A 16,582-nucleotide genomic window follows, 5' to 3' on the forward strand; every position below is an offset into this window, starting at 1 on the left:
AACCGAGGGAACGCCTGTGGCTACGGAACGCAAGCGCCCGGTGATCACGGCCGGCCTGCCGAGCCAGCTTCCGGACATCGACCCCGAAGAAACCAGCGAGTGGGTCGAGTCGCTCGACGGTGTCATCGACGACCGTGGCACCAAGCGAGCCCGCTACGTGATGCTGCGGCTGCTGGAGCGCGCCCGGGAGCGTCAGGTCGGCGTGCCGTCGCTGACCACCACCGACTACCTCAACACCATTCCGCCGGAGCGCGAACCGTGGTTCCCCGGCGACGAGCACGTCGAGCGCCGGATCCGGGCGTACGTGCGGTGGAACGCGGCGATGCTGGTGCACCGCGCGCAGCGACCGGAGATCGGCGTCGGTGGCCACATCTCGACCTACGCCAGCTCGGCCTCGCTCTACGAGGTCGGCTTCAACCACTTCTTCCGGGGCAAGGACCACCCGGGTGGCGGCGACCACATCTTCTACCAGGGGCACGCCTCCCCCGGCATGTACGCGCGGGCGTACCTGGAGGGCCGGCTCAGCGAGAACCAGCTGGACGGCTTCCGGCAGGAGCTGTCCCACCCCGGTGGCGGCCTGCCCTCGTACCCGCACCCCCGGCTGATGCCGGACTTCTGGGAGTTCCCCACGGTCTCCATGGGTCTGGGCGGTCTGAACGCCATCTACCAGGCCCGGTTCAACCGCTACCTGCACCACCGGGGCATCAAGGACACCTCCGACCAGCACGTCTGGGCCTTCCTCGGCGACGGCGAGATGGACGAGCCGGAGACCCTGGGCGCGATCGGGGTGGCCGCCCGCGAGGAGCTGGACAACCTCACCTTCGTGATCAACTGCAACCTGCAACGCCTGGACGGGCCGGTACGCGGCAACGGCAAGGTCATGCAGGAGCTGGAGGCGTTCTTCCGGGGCGCCGGCTGGAACGTGATCAAGGTCGTCTGGGGGCGGGAGTGGGATCCGCTGCTCGCCGCCGACACCGACGGCGCGCTGGTCAACCTGATGAACACCACGCCCGACGGTGACTACCAGACCTACAAGGCGGAGTCCGGGGCGTACGTGCGGGAGCACTTCTTCGGCCGTGACCCGCGCACCCGCAAGATGGTCGAGGGGCTGACCGACGACGAGATCTGGAACCTCAAACGGGGCGGGCACGACTACCGCAAGCTCTACGCGGCCTACAAGGCGGCGACCGAGCACACCGGCCAGCCGACCGTGATCCTGGCCAAGACGATCAAGGGCTGGACGCTCGGCTCGCACTTCGAGGGCCGCAACGCCACCCACCAGATGAAGAAGCTGACGCTGGAGGACCTGAAGACCTTCCGCGACCGGCTCTATCTCGACATCCCGGACTCGGCGCTGGAGGAGAACCCCTACCTGCCGCCGTACCTGCGGCCAGACGACAAGTCCGACGAGATGCAGTACCTGCACGAGCGGCGCAAGCAACTCGGCGGTTACCTGCCCACCCGGCGGACCAGCACCAAGAAGCTGGGCATTCCCGCCGCAGAACGCTTCGCCGACGTCAAGCGCGGCTCGGGCAAGCAGAAGGTGGCCACCACGATGGCCTTCGTACGCCTGCTCAAGGACCTGATGAAGGACAAGGAGTTCGGCAGGCGCTGGGTGCCGATCATCCCGGACGAGGCACGCACCTTCGGCCTGGACTCGATCTTCCCGACCGCCAAGATCTACTCGCCGCACGGCCAGCGGTACACCTCGGTCGACCGGGAGCTGTTCCTGTCGTACAAGGAGTCGACCGCCGGGCAGATTCTGCACGAGGGGATCAACGAGGCCGGCTCGGTCGCCTCGTTCACCGCGGCCGGCACGTCGTACGCCACCCACGACGAGCCGATGATCCCGATGTACATCTTCTACTCGATGTTCGGGTTCCAGCGCACCGGTGACGGCTTCTGGGCCGCCGCCGACCAGATGGCCCGGGGCTTCGTGCTCGGCGCCACCGCCGGACGCACCACGCTCAACGGTGAAGGGCTCCAACACGAGGACGGGCACTCCCTGCTGCTGGCCGCCACCAACCCGGCGGTGGTCGCGTACGATCCGGCGTTCGCGTTCGAGATCGCGCACATCATGGAGAACGGCCTGCACCGGATGTACGGCGCGGAGCCGGAGAACGTCTTCTACTACCTCACCGTCTACAACGAGCCGATCCACCAGCCGGCGGAACCCGACGGCGTGGACGTCGAGGGCATCGTCAAGGGCATCCACCGCTACTCCCCCGCCCCGTCGCTGGACGGGGACGGCCCCCGGGCGAACCTGCTGGCCTCCGGCACCGGCATGCAGTGGGCGCTCAAGGCGCAGCAGTTGCTGGCGCAGGACTGGGGGGTGGCCGCCGACGTCTGGTCGGTCACCTCGTGGACCGAGCTGCGCCGCGACGCGGTGGAGTGCGAGGAGTACAACCTCCTGCACCCGGGCGCCGAACAGCGGGTGCCGTACATCCAGCGCAAGCTGGCCGACGCCGACGGCCCGAAGGTCGCGGTCAGCGACTGGATGCGCGCGGTGCCGGACCTGATCTCCCGGTGGGTGCCGGGCGACTGGACCTCGCTGGGCACCGACGGCTTCGGGCTGTCCGACACCCGGCACGCGCTGCGGCGGCACTTCCACGTCGACGCCGAGTCGGTGGCGGTCGCGACGCTGCGGCAGCTCGCGCTGCGCGGGGCGGTGCCGGCCCACGTGCCGGCCGAGGCGGCCAAGAAGTACGCGATCGACGACGTCAACGCCGCCCCGGTCGGCGAGACCGGCGGCGACAGCTAAACAGTTCCATCCCGAAGGGCCCGGCGCGCACCCCACGCCGGGCCCTTCCCTTCCCTTCCCCTCCCACCCCCTCCCCCCCAGCCTCGTTGATCATGAGGTTAGCGGCGCTTTGAAGATCAACATCTACCGTCAACCTCATGATCAACAGGGGCTGGGGTGGGGGTCAGGGTGGGGGGTGGTATGACGCAGGTGGTATTGGATGGCGCTATCGCCTGTAACAGTATTAATCCAGAATGGTCGATAGGCGTTCGGCCCTTGCGGGCACTGGGTCGAATCGGTGGACCATCCCGTCGCGCCGTCCCACCGCCGGCCCGGACGCTATCGACGCTTCGGCGCGACGGGAGGGAGTGCACATGCGACCTGTTCGGATCGGTCTGGCCCTGGCCGTCGGCGCCCTGGTGGTGTCGATGCTCCCGGGGAGCTCACCCTCGGTGGCCCACGACCCGGCCACCCCGGCCGGGCGCGCGTCGGCCCAGGAGTTCATGGCCCAGCGCGAACCCACTCAGCAACTCGTCGCGGCCGCTGCCGCGACCTGCACCAACGGCCAGGCGGCGGGCTACCCCTGCCGCAACGTGGACCTGCTGTCGTTCATGCCACTGTCCAGCATCGGCGGCAGCCAGGCCAACGACATCTGGGGCTGGACCGACCCGCAGACCGGCAAGGAGTACGCCCTGGTCGGTCGCCGCAACGGCACCTCGTTCGTGGACGTGTCCAACCCGACCGCCCCGGTCTACCTGGGCAACCTGCCCGCGTACCAGAACCGCACCGCGATCTGGCGGGACATCAAGGTCTACCGGGACCACGCGTACGTGGTGGCGGACGTCTCCGGGCACGGCATGCAGGTGTTCGACCTGACCCGGCTCCGTGGCGTCACCACGCCGCAGACCTGGACGGCCAACACGCACTACAGCCAGTTCGGCAACTCGCACAACATCGCCATCAACGAGCAGACCGGGTACGCGTACGCGGTCGGCACGAACACCTGCAGCGGCGGCCTGCACATGGTCGACATCCGCACCCCGAAGTCACCGGTGTACGCCGGCTGCGTCAGCAACGACGGCTACACCCACGACACCCAGTGCGTGGTCTACCGGGGTCCGGACACCACCTACACCGGACGGGAGATCTGCGTCAGCTCCAACGAGGACACGGTGACCGTGGTCGACGTGACCACCAAGTCCGCGCCCCGTCAGCTGTCCCGCATCGGCTACACCGGTCGGGCGTACACCCACCAGGGCTGGTTCACCGACAACCAGCGGTACTTCCTGCTCGACGACGAGTTGGACGAGACCCGGCGGGGGGTGCGGACGCAGACCTACATCTGGGACCTGGCCGACCTGGACGCACCTCGGCACATCGGCACCTACAGCGCCCCGTCCGGGGTGCAGGCCACCGATCACAACCAGTACGTCAAGGGCAGCTACAGCTACCAGGCCAACTACCGGGCCGGGTTGCGCATCCTGGACCTGCGTAACGTAGCCAGCGGCTCGGCCACCGAGGCGGGATTCTTCGACATCTACCCGTCGAGCAACAGCGCCTCGATGAACGGGGCGTGGAGCACCTATCCGTACTACCCGAGCGGCATCGTGGTGGTCAGCGGCATCGAGCAGGGGCTGTTCGTGCTCCGGCCCCGCTTGTCATGACCACCACCGACCATCGGCCGGCGACGGCCGCCGGCCAGGTCGAGGGGGCGTCCCAGCCGGGGCGCCCCCGCCCCGACCCGGTGCCGCCGGGCGGCACGGCGTGGCGGTACGCCGCCGCCGCGCTGGTGCTCAGCCTGACTCTGGCCGTCGGATTCTTCGCCGGTCGCGCCGGTGCGCCGGCCACCGGTCCGGCACCGCAGACAGCGTCCACCGCGCACCTCGGTCACGGCCCGGGCGGGCTGGAGGTGTCCCGCGACGGCTGGACCCTGACCCTGGACACGCCGAGCCTGACCGCCGGCCGGCCGGGCGAGCTGGCCTTTCGGATCACCGATGCGGCCAGCGCGGCGCTCACTGCCTTTCAGGAGAACCACGAGCGCCGCATGCACCTGATCCTGGTCGGTCGGGACCTCTCCGGCTACCAGCACGTACACCCGGAGATGTCGGCCGACGGCACCTGGCGGGTCACGGTCACCCCGACCGCGCCCGGCCCGCTGCGGGCCATCGCGGACTTCTGGCCGCAGGGGGCACCGGCGGGCGTCACGCTCGGTGTCGACGTGCCGGTTCCCGGCCGGTACGCCGCCGGTCCGCTGGCCCCACCCGAGGAGACGATCCTGGTGGACGGCTACACGGTCACCCTCGACGGTGGGCTGCGGGCGGGCGAGTCCAACCAGGTGCTCGTGTGGCTCGGGCACGACGGGCGGCCGGTCGACGACCTGCAACGGCACCTGGGCGCGTACGGGCACCTGGTGGCGCTACGCCAGGGCGATCTGGCCTACCTGCACGTGCATCCGGCGGCGGCCAGCCAGCCCAGCTCGGTGGTGGCGTTCGGCGTCACCGTGCCGTCGGCCGGCACCTATCGGCTGTTCTTCGAGTTCCGGCACCTCGACGAGGTACGCGTCGCCGCGTTCACCGTCACCGTGTGAGTCGCGCTCGGCACCGACGAGCGGTGGCGGCCCGGGTGCCCCTGGAGGGGACACCGGGGCCGCCACCTTCGCGGGTGACGCCGGGACGCGGCCCGTCAGCCGACGGCGGCCAGATCGGTCAGCCGGGCCAGCGAGTCCTCCAGGTCGGCGCCGACCCGACGCAGGCCGAGCCGGAGCAGGGCGGCCTTGACCGGGCCGGCCGGCCAGCGTACGACGATGAGCCGCACGACCGTGCCGCCCTCCTGTTCGTCGGGTGTGAGCTGGACGTATATCTCGGTGCGCGCCTCCGCTCGGGCACCGGCGCCCTTGGCGCGTTCGCGCCAGCCGATCAGGGTCGGCTCCTGATAGGCGATCACCTCGGCCTCATGCGCGGCACCGCGTCCGGCCTGGACCAGCTGCCGCCGACCGAAGCCCTCCCCCGAGAGGACCTCGGCCGCACGGACCCCGGCCAGCCAGGCCGGCAACTGCTCGGCCCGCTGCACCACGTCCCAGACCGCTTCCACCGGCGCCGCCACGTGCGCGCTGCGTTCCACGAGGATCATTTCCGTCTTCCTCCAGTGAGGACATCCCACAATATTCGGCACTCTATGCGCAAAAACGGACGTATATGGACGGGTTCGTAAAAGACACGCCGAAAGGTATTGCTCTTCGCCGCCCGGAGACCTATGGCGTCCGGTCCGGCCGCCCCCTAGAGTTCCGAGCACATCTCGCATTTACCGGGAGGGCGCATGCTGACCGCACCGATTCCCGAGTTCCCCGCCGGCTTCCGCTGGGGCGTCTCCACCTCCGCGTACCAGATCGAGGGCGCCACCGGCACCGACGGACGTGGACCGTCCATCTGGGACTCCTTCGCCCACACCGCCGGCCGGATCATCGACGGCAGCAGCGGCGACGTGGCCTGCGACCACTACCACCGGTACGCCGAGGATGTCGCCCTGATGGCCGGGCTGGGGGTCGGCGCGTACCGCTTCTCGATCGCCTGGCCCCGGGTGCTGCCCAGCGGCACCGGCCCGGTCAATCCCGCGGGGCTGGACTTCTACGAGCGGCTGGTCGACGAGTTGCTCGCGCACGGCATCGATCCGGTCGCCACCCTGTTCCACTGGGACCTGCCCCAGCCGTTGGAGGACGCCGGGGGTTGGCTGAACCGGGACACCGCGCACCGGTTCGCCGAGTACGCGGACGTGGTGGCCGCCCGCCTCGGCGACCGGGTCCGACTCTGGATCACCCTCAACGAACCCTTCATCCACATGAGCCTCGGGCACGCCACCGGCGTCCACGCCCCCGGTCGGATGCTGCTCTTCGACGCCTTCCCGGTCGCCCACCACCAGTTGCTCGGCCACGGGCTCGCGGTCGCCGCGTTGCGTGCCCGCAGCACCAGCCCGGTGGCCATCGCCAACAACTACTCCCCGGTGCGCGTCGTCGGGGGCAGCCGCGCCGACGCCGCCGCGGCAGCGACCTACGACGCCCTGCACAACCGGCTCTTCACCGACCCGCTGCTCGGTCGCGGGTACCCGGCGGAACTGGACTTCGACACCGCCGTGGTCCGTGACGGCGACCTGGACGTGATCGCCGCGCCGATCGACGTGCTCGGCGTCAACTACTACAACCCCACCGCGGTACGCGCCCCCGAGGAGGGATCGCCGCTGCCCTTCGAGCTGGTGCCGCTCACCGGCTATCCGCGTACCGCCTTCGACTGGCCGGTGGTCCCGGAGGGACTGCGTGAGCTGCTCGGCTGGCTGCGTGACCGCTACGGCCTGGCGCTGCCGCCGATCCAGGTCACCGAGAGTGGCTGCGCCTACGACGACGCGCCCGACGCCGACGGGCAGGTGCCCGACCCGGACCGGATCACCTACCTGGACGGCCACCTGCGGGCCGTCCGAGCCGCCATCGACGACGGGGTCGACGTGACCGGCTACTTCGTCTGGTCGCTGCTGGACAACTGGGAGTGGGCCGAGGGCTTCACCAAGCGATTCGGCCTGGTGCACGTGGACTTCGACACCGGGCAGCGCACGCCCAAATCCTCGTACGCCTGGCTGCGCGAGGTCATCGCGACCGCCCGGCGGGAACCTCGGTGACCACCGTCGACCCCACGCCGGCCTCGCTGCCGGCCGCGCTCGCCGAGCCGACCGTGCCGGTCCGACGCGGATGGATCGCGTTACTGTTCGCCGCCAACCTCGGCGTCTGGATGGCCTTTTTCACCCCGATCCAGGTGCTGCTGCCGCAGCAGATCGGGCAGATCGCACCGACGGAGAAGGAGACCATGCTGGCCGTGGTCACCGGCTTCGGCGCCCTCGCGGCGGTGCTAGCCAATCCGCTCGCCGGTGCCCTGTCGGACCGCACCTGCCTGCGACTGGGCCGGTGGGAGTTCGGCCGTCGGCACGTCTGGACCCTCGGCGGGGCGGTGCTCGGCGCGCTGGCGCTGGCCCTGCTGGCTCAGGCCCGCACCGTGCTCGGGGTGACCGTCGGCTGGGTGGCCGCGCAGGTCTGCTTCAACGCGATGCTGGCCAGCCTGACCGCCGCGGTGCCGGACCGGGTTCCGGTCGCGCAGCGGGGCGGCGTCTCCGGCTGGGTCGGCATCCCGCAGGCGCTGGGGCTGGTCCTCGGCGTCGTCCTGGTCACCGTCCTGGTCACCGGCAACACCGCCGGCTACCTGGCCGTCGCCGCCGCCGTCCTGCTGCTCGCCCTGCCGTTCGCGCTGCGCACCACCGACGACCCGCTGCCCCGCACGCACCGGCCGGCGCTGCGCGGCCTGCTCGCCGGGATGTGGGTCTCACCGCGCCGGTACCCGGACTTCGGCTGGGCCTGGATCACCCGGTTCCTGGTCCAGCTCGGCAACGCCTTCGGCACCCTCTACCTGCTCTACTTCCTCACCGACGAGGTCCGCATCGCCGACCCCGAGGGCGGGTTGCTGGTGCTGATCCTGCTCTACACCGCCGGGTTGATGACCACCACCGTCATCGCCGGACGGCTTTCGGACCGCTCCGGCCGGCGGAAGGTCTTCGTGATCGCCGCGGGCGTGGTGATGGCCGCGGCGGCGCTGCTGCTGGCCGCCGCCCCCACCTGGCCGGTGGCGGTGGTCGCCGCGCTGGTCCTCGGCGCCGGCTACGGGGTGTACCTGTCGGTCGACGCCGCGCTGATCACCCAGGTGCTACCGAGGGCCACCGACCGGGCCAAGGATCTCGGTGTGATCAACATTGCCAACTCCGCGCCCCAGGTGCTCGGTCCGGCCGTCTCCGCCCCGATCGTGGTGCACCTGGGCGGATATCCGGCGCTCTACGCGACCACCGCCGCGGTGACCCTGCTCGGCAGCGTCCTGGTCCTGAGGATCCGCTCGGTGCCCTGAGGCGTACCCCTTGGCCGAATGCGGTAGCGCGTCGCCGTAGGCTGGAGGTCGTGACGGTACGTGTGCGCTTCGCCCCTTCCCCGACCGGTATGTTCCATGTCGGCGGTGCCCGTTCGGCACTCCAGAACTGGATCTACGCCAGGCAGCAGGGCGGGGTGTTCGTGCTGCGCATCGAGGACACCGACGCAGCCCGCAACAAGCCGGAGTGGACCGAGGGCATCCTCTCCGCGCTGGACTGGATCGGCATCGAACGGGGCAGCTACGAGGGGCCCTACTTCCAGTCGTCGTACGCCGGTGAGCACCGGGCCGCCGCGCGGCGGCTGTACGAGGCGGGTCGGGCGTACTACTGCGACTGCACCCGCGAGGCCGTGCAGGCCCGCACCGGCAACCAGTACACCGGTTACGACGGCTACTGCCGCGACCGGGCGCTGTCGCCCGGTGAGGGCCGGGCGCTGCGCTTCCGCACCCCCGACGAGGGCGCCACGGTGGTGACCGACCTGATCCGGGGCGAGCCGACCTTCGAGAACAAGCTCATCGAGGACTTCGTCATCGCCCGGGGGGACGGCTCTCCGGTCTTCCTGCTGGCCAACGTCGTGGACGACATGACGATGGGGATCACGCACGTGATCCGGGCCGAGGAGCACCTGCCGAACACCCCGAAACAGCAGTTGCTCTGGGACGCGCTCGGGGTGAAGCCACCGATCTGGGCGCACGTGCCGGTGGTGGTCAACGAGAAGCGGCAGAAGCTCTCCAAGCGCCGTGACAAGGTCGCCCTGGAGGCGTACCGCGACGAGGGGTACCTCGCCGAGGCCATGCGCAACTACCTGATGCTGCTCGGTTGGGCACCCTCCGGTGACCGGGAGATCGTGCCCTGGTCGGTCATCGAGGACGAGTTCCGGCTGACGGAGGTCAACCCGTCTCCCGCGTTCTTCGACGAGAAGAAGCTGCGCGCGTTCAACGGCGAGTACATCCGGGCGCTGCCCGTGGCGGAGTTCGTCGAGGCGTGCCAGCCCTGGCTGACCGGCACCGGCACCATCGCGCCGCCGCCCTGGCAGCCGGCCGAGTTCGACCCGGCTGTGTTCGCCGCGGTCGCCCCGTTGGCGCAGACCCGCATCGCGGTGCTCAGCGAGATCGTGCCGAACGTCGACTTCCTCTTCGTCGAGTCCCCGTTGATCGACGAGGCGGCCTGGACGAAGGCGATGAAGGAGGGGTCGGCGGAGCTGCTCGACGCGGCCATCGCCGCCTTCGAGGCGGTCGATTCGTGGGACGCGGAGACGCTCAAGGCGACGCTGGAGGCGGTCGGCGCGGAGCGCGGCCTCAAGCTCGGCAAGGCCCAGGCGCCGGTGCGCGTCGCGGTCACCGGCCGTACCGTCGGCTTGCCGCTGTTCGAGTCGTTGGAGGTGCTCGGGCGCGAGCGCGCCCTGACCCGGATGCGCGCGGCCCGGGTCCGCCTGGTCTGACTCGCGGCGGACCCGCCGGGCCGTCCGCGCTCAGACACGCCGAACGCCACGCCCAACACCACTGCCCAGGAACGTGTCGAACGCGCTACCCTGCCCCCCATCATGGCCTCCGCAAAGCTAAAATCCGCCCACTGCGTCGCGGCTGGTCGTTCATCGAGTCGCAATCGCAGATAGTTCCAATTAGTGTTCCATCAGCTGCAACCGATCGGCGTTCCGCGGAGTCTTTGAGTGGGTACCTGTCCTGTGGGCACGGTCACCACCGTCGGCCTTCCAACGTGTGTGACCCCTGCAGCACGGCCACCCATCGAACGGGGCGAGGAGGCGGCATGGTCCGACGGATGAGGCGACTGGCCGGGGCGACGGCAGGTGCGGTGGCGGCGCTGCTGCTGTCGCTCACCTCTGCCGAGGCGGCCGGGGCGGCACCGAAGACGCCACCGGCCGGGGTGGACATCACCGGGCACGGGCTGGCCGAGCCGTTGCGCCTGCGCGCCGACACCCACCCCAGCCATGTCGTCGCCGTCATCGAGCAGGTCAACCACAAGGGCCTGGTCCGCCAGTCCGGCGGCCCGAAGAAGGACGACCTCGGTCCGAAGTACACGGTCCTGGTGCTGGCCGGTGACGCTCCGAAGCAGACCTACGACCTGTACCCGAAGGCGGTCGGCGGGCCGCGCGTGTACCGCCCGGCGAAGCAGCCCGACCGGAAGGTCAGCGCGGCCTGGTACCTCGGACGGGTCAGCATGTCCGAGACGTTGCGCACCGCCGGTGTGCCGCTGGAACGGACCTACGAGGCGGTCAGCGGGGGTGCCGGCGGGGGTGAGCGCATCATTCCGGAGGACGCGCTCAACCCCGCGCAGGACATCAACGAGGCGTTCAGCGAGCTGCGCCGCCTGCTCCTGCTCAACGTCGCGGTGGTGCTGGTGATCACCCTCGGGCTCGCCGGGATCGCCCTACTGATCCGTCGCCGCACCCGCTGACGCCACCTCCCGGCGCGGGCTCGTGGTCCGCCGGGCGGACGCGCCGCAGCAGCCTGGCTTGCCTACCCGGCCGCTCAGCACCAACGACCCGGCGGGCGTTCCCGCCGCAGGCTGCGGTGGGCTGGGCGAACCGGACCGTGCCGGTGCGCACCGGCCCAGCCGGGCAGGTCACTGCGGCACCCGCCAGCGGTCGGGTCACTCTGCGCGGCCGTGGACGGCTCGATGGCGCGCTGGCGGGGCACCGGTGGCTCGCCACCGCGCCGGCCGGCGGCCGGATCGTCCTCGGGACGTTCCGCCATCCGACCGGTGCCCGGCTCGACCGGATGCGCCAGGCCGGGCTGCCGACGGTGGTGCTTGGCGAGGGCCGGCTGCTCGTGCGGGCCCGGTCGGCACGGCTCCCCCTGGGCACAGCCGTGGTCGGCCTCCCCGTACGCCATCGGCGTCTCCTCACGCTCGCCCTCACCCGCCGGCGCCCACCCGACGTGCCCTGTCACCGTACTGGCCGGTTCTGACCGGCCGCGCAGCGCGTACCGGTTGACCCGCCGGCGGTGCCGTTGCCGACGCCTGCCGTCGAGGGCCAGGTCAGCGCATGTCAGGCTAGGCGGGTGAGCGAGTCGGGGGGCACGGACCTGTCAGCCACGCTGCGCCGGATCGAGCGGGCGGCCGGTGCGCTGGCCACCGCGAGCGTGGTCCGGATGGACGAGACCCTGCCCTGGTTCCGGGAACTACCGGCCGATCAGCGCTCCTGGGTGATGCTGGTGGCCCAGGCCGGCGCCCGCTCACTGGTCCAGTGGTTGCGCTCCGGCGGCGGGGCCGCCGAGGGCACCCAGGAGGTTTCCGACGAGGTGTTCGCCACCGCGCCGCAGGCGCTGGCCCGCTCGATCACCCTCCAGCAGACCGTCGCCCTGATCAAGGTGACCATCGACGTGGTCGAGGAGCAGGTCAGCGACCTCGCCGCCCCGGGCGAGGAGCCGCAGTTACGGGAGGCGGTGCTGCGGTATTCCCGGGAGATCGCCTTCGCCGCCGCCCGGGTCTACGCCCGGGCCGCCGAGTCGCGCGGTTCCTGGGACGCCCGGTTGCAGGCCCTGTTGGTGGACGCGCTGCTGCGCGGCGACTCGCCGGACGTGCTGGCCAGCCGCGCCGCCGCGCTCGGCTGGACCGACGCGCCACCGGTGGCGGTCGCGGTCGGTCCCTCCCCCGGCGGCGAGGTCGCCGCGGTTCTGCACACCGTCTATCGGCAGGCTCGACGGATCGGGGTCGAGGTGATCGGCGGCGTGCACGGCGACCGCCTGGTGATCGTGCTCGGCGGGGCGGCGGACCCGGTCGCGGCGACCGGCAAGCTGCTCACCGCCTTCGGCGACGGACCGGTGGTGGTCGGTCCGGCGGTGCCGAGCCTGGACGAGGCGACCGAGTCGGCCCGGGCGGCGTTGGCCGGATACCGGGCCGCCCCGGCCTGGCCGGCGGCGCCGCGCCCGGTGCACGCCGGTGATTTGCTGCCCGAGCGGGCCCTGGCGGGCGACGCCGAGGCCCGTCGGCGGCTGCGCCACGACGTGTACGCGGTGCTGGTCCGCGCGGGCGGTGAGCTGCTGGAGACGTTGGACGCCTTCTTCGCCGCCGGTGGCACGCTGGAGAGCGCTGCCCGGGCGCTGTACGTGCACCCGAACACGGTGCGCTACCGGCTGCGGCGGATCTCCGAGGTGACCGGTTTCAGCCCCCTGGCGCCCCGGGACGCCTTCGCGTTGCGGGTCGCGCTGACGGTCGGCCGGCTCGATCCGGTGGTACCGACCCAGACATTGGCCCCACCAGTCAGTAAAAGATCACAGCATGGTGATGACCAGCGTCAGTCTTTGTAGGATCCCTCCAACTGACCTAGTGCGGTTTGGTGCCAGCCGGCACAGCGCAACCCATGGGTATCCAGGAGAGTCATAGACGTGCTCGCCGTACTCTGCCCCGGCCAGGGTTCCCAGAAACCCGGCTTTCTGACCCCCTGGCTCGACCTGCCCGACGCCGAGGCTCGACTGCGCTCCTGGTCCGAGCTGGCCGGCGTCGATCTGGTGCACCTCGGCACCACCGCCGACGCCGACGAGATCCGGGACACCGCGCGCACCCAGCCGCTGCTGGTCGCCGCCGCGCTACTCGCCGCCGCGCAGCTGCCGATGCGCCAGGTCGCGGTGACCGCCGGGCACAGCGTCGGTGAACTCGGCGCGGCTGCGCTGGCCGGGGCGCTACCGGCGGAGGCGGCGATCACCCTCGCCGGCGTACGCGGCCGGGAGATGGCCGCCGCCTGCGCGCTGGAGCCGACCGGCATGGTCGCCGTGCTCGGTGGCGACGCCGACGAGGTGACCGCCGCGATCAGCGCGCACGGGCTGCACCCCGCCAACCGCAACGGCAAGGGCCAGGTCGTCGCCGCCGGCGCGCTCGACGGGCTGGAGAAGCTGGCCGCGGAGCCACCGGAGCGGGTCCGGGTCGTCCGGTTGCAGGTGGCCGGCGCGTTCCACACCCCGTACATGGCTCCGGCGGAGGCGGCGCTGGCCACCGTCGCCGCCGGGATCACCCCGAGCGATCCGGACCGCATCCTGCTGTCCAACCTCGACGGGACAGCTGTCGACAACGGCCGCGAGCTGCTCGAACGGCTGGTCCGCCAGGTCACCGCCCCGGTCCGCTGGGACCTGTGCATGGCCACTCTCGCCGGTCTCGGCGTGACCGGCGTGATCGAGCTGCCGCCCGCCGGCACGCTCGCCGGCCTGGTCAAGCGCGAGCTTGCCGGTGCCGGCGCGCCGGAGATCGTCACCTTGAAGACCCCGGACGACCTGCCCGCCGCCCAGGAGCTCATCGCCCGGCACGGCACGGTCAACGGAACCAGTCCGCACACGTCTCGCGACAACACCGACGCTGGGGAGGCCTCGTCATGACGGGCAGCCGGATCCTGTCCCTCGGGCACTACCAGCCGTCCCGGGTGGTGACCAACGACGAGATCGCCCAACTGGTGGAGACCAGCGACGAGTGGATCCGGGACCGGGTCGGCATCGCGACCCGCCGGATCGCCGGTGACGAGACGGTCGCCGACATGGCCGCCGCCGCGGCGGACAAGGCCCTGGCGAACTCCGGCCTGACCGCCGCCGACATCGACCTAATCGTGGTCGCCACCTGCACCTCGATCGACCGCAGCCCGAACGTGGCCTGTCGGGTGGCCGCCAAACTGGGGATCAACGTTCCCGGGGCGTACGACGTGAACACCGCCTGCTCCGGCTTCGCGTACGCGCTGGGCACGGTCGACCACGCGATCCGCGCGGGCGCGTCCCGCAACGCCCTGGTGATCGGCGCGGAGAAGCTGTCCGACTTCACCGACTGGACCGACCGATCCACCTGCATCATCTTCGGCGACGGCGCGGGCGCGGCCGTGGTCACCGCCGCCCCCGAGGACGAGCCGGCGGGGGTCGGCCCGGTGGTGTGGGGCTCGGTGCCGGAGCGCGGCGACGCGGTACGCATCGAGGGTTGGCGGCCGTACGTCGCCCAGGAGGGTCAGACGGTCTTCCGCTGGGCCACCACGGCGCTGGCACCGCTCGCCCTACAGGCGTGCGAACGGGCCGGTGTCGACCCGTCGGAGCTGGCCGCCTTCGTCCCGCATCAGGCCAACGCACGGATCATCGACGGCATCGCGAAGCGGCTGAACATCGGCCAGGCGATCATCGCGAAGGACATCGTCGAATCCGGCAACACCTCCGCGGCCAGCATTCCGCTGGCCCTGTCCAAGCTGGTGGAGCGTCGCGAGGTGCCCTCGGGCGCACCGGTGCTGCTGTTCGGCTTCGGTGGCGGCCTGACCTACGCCGGTCAGGTTGTCCGCTGCCCCTGATACCCCCACGGCGCGCGGCGCCGAGGAGCGACGGGTGGCGTCGCCGCCCCGTCGAGAGAACCCGATGAGAGGAACCAACCGCAATGACCCGTGACGAGATCACCGCCGGCCTCGCCGAGATCCTCGAAGAGGTTGCCGGGGTGAACCCGGACGACGTGGCCGAGGGGAAGTCCTTCACCGACGACCTGGACGTCGACTCGCTCTCCATGGTGGAGGTCGTGGTCGCCGCCGAGGAGAAGTTCGGCGTCAAGATCCCTGACAACGAGGTGCAGAACCTCAAGACCGTCGGGGACGCCGTGAGCTACATCGAGGCGCAGTCCTGATCATGAGTCGCATCGACGTCGTCGTCACCGGGCTCGGCGCGACCACCCCGCTGGGCGGGGACGTCGCGTCGACCTGGGACGCCATGCTCGCCGGCCGCTCCGGGGTGAGTCCGCTCGCCCAGGAGTGGGCCGCGCAACTGCCGGTCCGGATCGCCGCCCAACTCGCGGTCGATCCGGCCGGCCTGTTGGACCGGGTGAAGCTGCGCCGGTTGGACCGTTCCGAGGCGATCGCGCTGATCGCCGCCCATCAGGCATGGTCGGACTCCGGCCTGGCCGACTCCGGGCTCGACCCGGAGCGGCTCGGGGTGAGCGTCGGCTCGGGCATCGGTGGGGCGCTGACCCTGCTCGCCCAGGACGACATCCTGGAGGCGTCCGGTCCACGGCGGGTCTCCCCGCACACCATCCCGATGCTGATGCCGAACGGCCCGGCCGCCTGGGTCGGCCTGGAGTTGGGCGCCCGTGCGGGCGTGCACTCGGTGGCCAGCGCCTGCGCCACCGGCGCGGAGGCGATCGCGCTCGGCCTGGACATGATCCGTGCCGGCCGCGCCGACGTGGTGGTGGCCGGCGGCACCGAGGCGGTCATCCACCCGCTGCCGATCGCCGGCTTCTCCTCGATGCGGGCGATGTCGACCCGCAACGACGAGCCGGAGCGGGCCTCCCGACCGTGGGACAAGGGCCGCGACGGCTTCGTGCTCGGCGAGGGCGCGGGCGTCGTCGTGCTGGAGCGCGCCGACCACGCCGCCGCCCGGGGTGCCCGGGTGTACGCGAGGCTCGCCGGGGCTGGCATCACCTCCGACGGCTTCGACATCGTCCAGCCGCACCCGGAGGGTGCCGGCGCGATCCGGGCGATCGCGAAGGCGATCTCCGACGCGGACGTGGCGAAGTCCGACATCGTCCACGTCAACGCGCACGCCACCTCGACCCCGGTGGGCGACCTGGCGGAAATCACCGCGTTGCGGACCGCGTTGGGCGACCACCCGGTGCTCACCGCCACCAAGTCCATGTCCGGTCACCTGCTCGGCGCGGCCGGCGCGCTGGAGTCGATCGCCACCATCCTGACGATCCGCGACAGCGTGGTGCCGCCGACGATCAACCTGGACGACCCGGACGACGGTCTCACCCTGGAGGTGGCGGCCAACAAGGCACGGCACATGGACGTGCCCGCCGCGCTGAACAACTCGTTCGGCTTCGGCGGTCACAACGTGGCACTCGTCTTCACCCGCCCCTGAGCCGCCCCCCTCACCCCCCTCAGCCCTTGCTGATCATGAGGTTAGCGGCAGTTTGAAGATCAACTATTGCCGC

At 71.3% G+C, this 16,582-nt stretch carries 14 protein-coding genes; 12 read left to right on the forward strand and 2 right to left on the reverse strand.

What is annotated here, in order from left to right:
* The first annotated feature begins 16 nt into the window (after nt 1–16).
* The 3 genes from aceE (at nt 17) to O7601_RS28320 (ending at nt 5,327) form a co-directional block, all read left to right on the forward strand.
* Nucleotides 17–2,761: a pyruvate dehydrogenase (acetyl-transferring), homodimeric type gene (gene aceE / locus O7601_RS28310; protein WP_348650223.1), complete on the forward strand. Its 2,745-nt coding sequence runs from the start codon at nt 17–19 to the stop codon at nt 2,759–2,761.
* Between the two features lie 353 nt (nt 2,762–3,114).
* Nucleotides 3,115–4,404 (forward strand): choice-of-anchor B family protein, encoded by a 1,290-nt coding sequence (locus tag O7601_RS28315; RefSeq protein ID WP_281564089.1) that lies wholly within the window; start codon nt 3,115–3,117, stop codon nt 4,402–4,404.
* Entirely contained in the window at nt 4,401–5,327 is a 927-nt protein-coding gene (locus tag O7601_RS28320; protein ID WP_281564090.1) for a hypothetical protein, read from the forward strand. Before O7601_RS28315 ends, O7601_RS28320 begins: the two co-directional genes overlap by 4 nt.
* A gap of 95 nt (nt 5,328–5,422) precedes the next feature.
* Here the strand turns inward: O7601_RS28320 and O7601_RS28325 are convergent, their stop codons facing one another.
* Nucleotides 5,423–5,869 (reverse strand): SRPBCC family protein, encoded by a 447-nt coding sequence (locus O7601_RS28325; protein ID WP_093401307.1) that lies wholly within the window; start codon nt 5,867–5,869, stop codon nt 5,423–5,425.
* 186 nt (nt 5,870–6,055) lie between these two features.
* Between O7601_RS28325 and O7601_RS28330 the strand changes: the two genes are divergently transcribed.
* From O7601_RS28330 to O7601_RS28345, 4 genes are all read left to right on the forward strand, one after another.
* Complete coding sequence (locus O7601_RS28330) at nt 6,056–7,402, forward strand: GH1 family beta-glucosidase (protein ID WP_281564091.1); 1,347 nt, start codon at nt 6,056–6,058, stop codon at nt 7,400–7,402.
* Nucleotides 7,399–8,670, forward strand: a complete 1,272-nt coding sequence (locus tag O7601_RS28335) for an MFS transporter (RefSeq protein ID WP_281564092.1) — start codon at nt 7,399–7,401, stop codon at nt 8,668–8,670. Before O7601_RS28330 ends, O7601_RS28335 begins: the two co-directional genes overlap by 4 nt.
* A gap of 50 nt (nt 8,671–8,720) precedes the next feature.
* The gene (gene gltX / locus O7601_RS28340) at nt 8,721–10,130 is read left to right on the forward strand and encodes a glutamate--tRNA ligase (RefSeq protein WP_281564093.1); all 1,410 of its coding nucleotides are present in this window, start codon (nt 8,721–8,723) and stop codon (nt 10,128–10,130) included.
* A 326-nt stretch (nt 10,131–10,456) separates the two neighbouring features.
* A complete protein-coding gene (locus tag O7601_RS28345; RefSeq protein ID WP_281564094.1) occupies nt 10,457–11,104 on the forward strand; it encodes a hypothetical protein in 648 nt (215 codons plus the stop codon).
* A 74-nt stretch (nt 11,105–11,178) separates the two neighbouring features.
* On the opposite strand, the gene O7601_RS28350 is transcribed toward O7601_RS28345, so the two are convergent.
* Nucleotides 11,179–11,541, reverse strand: a complete 363-nt coding sequence (locus O7601_RS28350; RefSeq protein WP_281564095.1) for a hypothetical protein — start codon at nt 11,539–11,541, stop codon at nt 11,179–11,181.
* A gap of 111 nt (nt 11,542–11,652) precedes the next feature.
* On the opposite strand from O7601_RS28350, the gene O7601_RS28355 reads away from it, so the two are divergent.
* The 5 genes from O7601_RS28355 to fabF all read left to right on the forward strand — a co-directional run bounded on the left by O7601_RS28355 (nt 11,653) and on the right by fabF (nt 16,509).
* Entirely contained in the window at nt 11,653–12,957 is a 1,305-nt protein-coding gene (locus O7601_RS28355; RefSeq protein WP_281564096.1) for a helix-turn-helix domain-containing protein, read from the forward strand.
* Between the two features lie 78 nt (nt 12,958–13,035).
* Nucleotides 13,036–14,016, forward strand: a complete 981-nt coding sequence (locus O7601_RS28360; RefSeq protein ID WP_281564097.1) for an ACP S-malonyltransferase — start codon at nt 13,036–13,038, stop codon at nt 14,014–14,016.
* Nucleotides 14,013–14,957, forward strand: a complete 945-nt coding sequence (locus O7601_RS28365) for a beta-ketoacyl-ACP synthase III (protein WP_281564098.1) — start codon at nt 14,013–14,015, stop codon at nt 14,955–14,957. Before O7601_RS28360 ends, O7601_RS28365 begins: the two co-directional genes overlap by 4 nt.
* Before the next feature lie 83 nt (nt 14,958–15,040).
* A complete protein-coding gene (locus O7601_RS28370; protein ID WP_007072348.1) occupies nt 15,041–15,280 on the forward strand; it encodes an acyl carrier protein in 240 nt (79 codons plus the stop codon).
* Between the two features lie 2 nt (nt 15,281–15,282).
* On the forward strand, nt 15,283–16,509 hold the full coding sequence (gene fabF / locus O7601_RS28375) for a beta-ketoacyl-ACP synthase II (protein ID WP_281564099.1): 1,227 nt from the start codon (nt 15,283–15,285) through the stop codon (nt 16,507–16,509).
* Nucleotides 16,510–16,582 lie beyond the last annotated feature (73 nt).

The sequence above is a fragment of the Verrucosispora sp. WMMD573 genome, from assembly GCF_027497175.1.
Classification (GTDB): domain Bacteria; phylum Actinomycetota; class Actinomycetes; order Mycobacteriales; family Micromonosporaceae; genus Micromonospora.

Excerpts from the sequence above, each read along its gene's own strand:
- O7601_RS28345 (WP_281564094.1), top strand. The coding sequence starts at position 10,457 with ATGGTCCGACGGATGAGGCGACTGGCCGGGGCGACGGCAGGTGCGGTG.
- O7601_RS28365 (WP_281564098.1), top strand. The coding sequence starts at position 14,013 with ATGACGGGCAGCCGGATCCTGTCCCTCGGGCACTACCAGCCGTCCCGG.
- O7601_RS28350 (WP_281564095.1), bottom strand. The coding sequence starts at position 11,541 with ATGGCGTACGGGGAGGCCGACCACGGCTGTGCCCAGGGGGAGCCGTGC.
- O7601_RS28320 (WP_281564090.1), top strand. The coding sequence starts at position 4,401 with ATGACCACCACCGACCATCGGCCGGCGACGGCCGCCGGCCAGGTCGAG.
- O7601_RS28370 (WP_007072348.1), top strand. The coding sequence starts at position 15,041 with ATGACCCGTGACGAGATCACCGCCGGCCTCGCCGAGATCCTCGAAGAG.
- O7601_RS28315 (WP_281564089.1), top strand. The coding sequence starts at position 3,115 with ATGCGACCTGTTCGGATCGGTCTGGCCCTGGCCGTCGGCGCCCTGGTG.
- O7601_RS28325 (WP_093401307.1), bottom strand. The coding sequence starts at position 5,869 with ATGATCCTCGTGGAACGCAGCGCGCACGTGGCGGCGCCGGTGGAAGCG.
- O7601_RS28330 (WP_281564091.1), top strand. The coding sequence starts at position 6,056 with ATGCTGACCGCACCGATTCCCGAGTTCCCCGCCGGCTTCCGCTGGGGC.
- fabF (WP_281564099.1), top strand. The coding sequence starts at position 15,283 with ATGAGTCGCATCGACGTCGTCGTCACCGGGCTCGGCGCGACCACCCCG.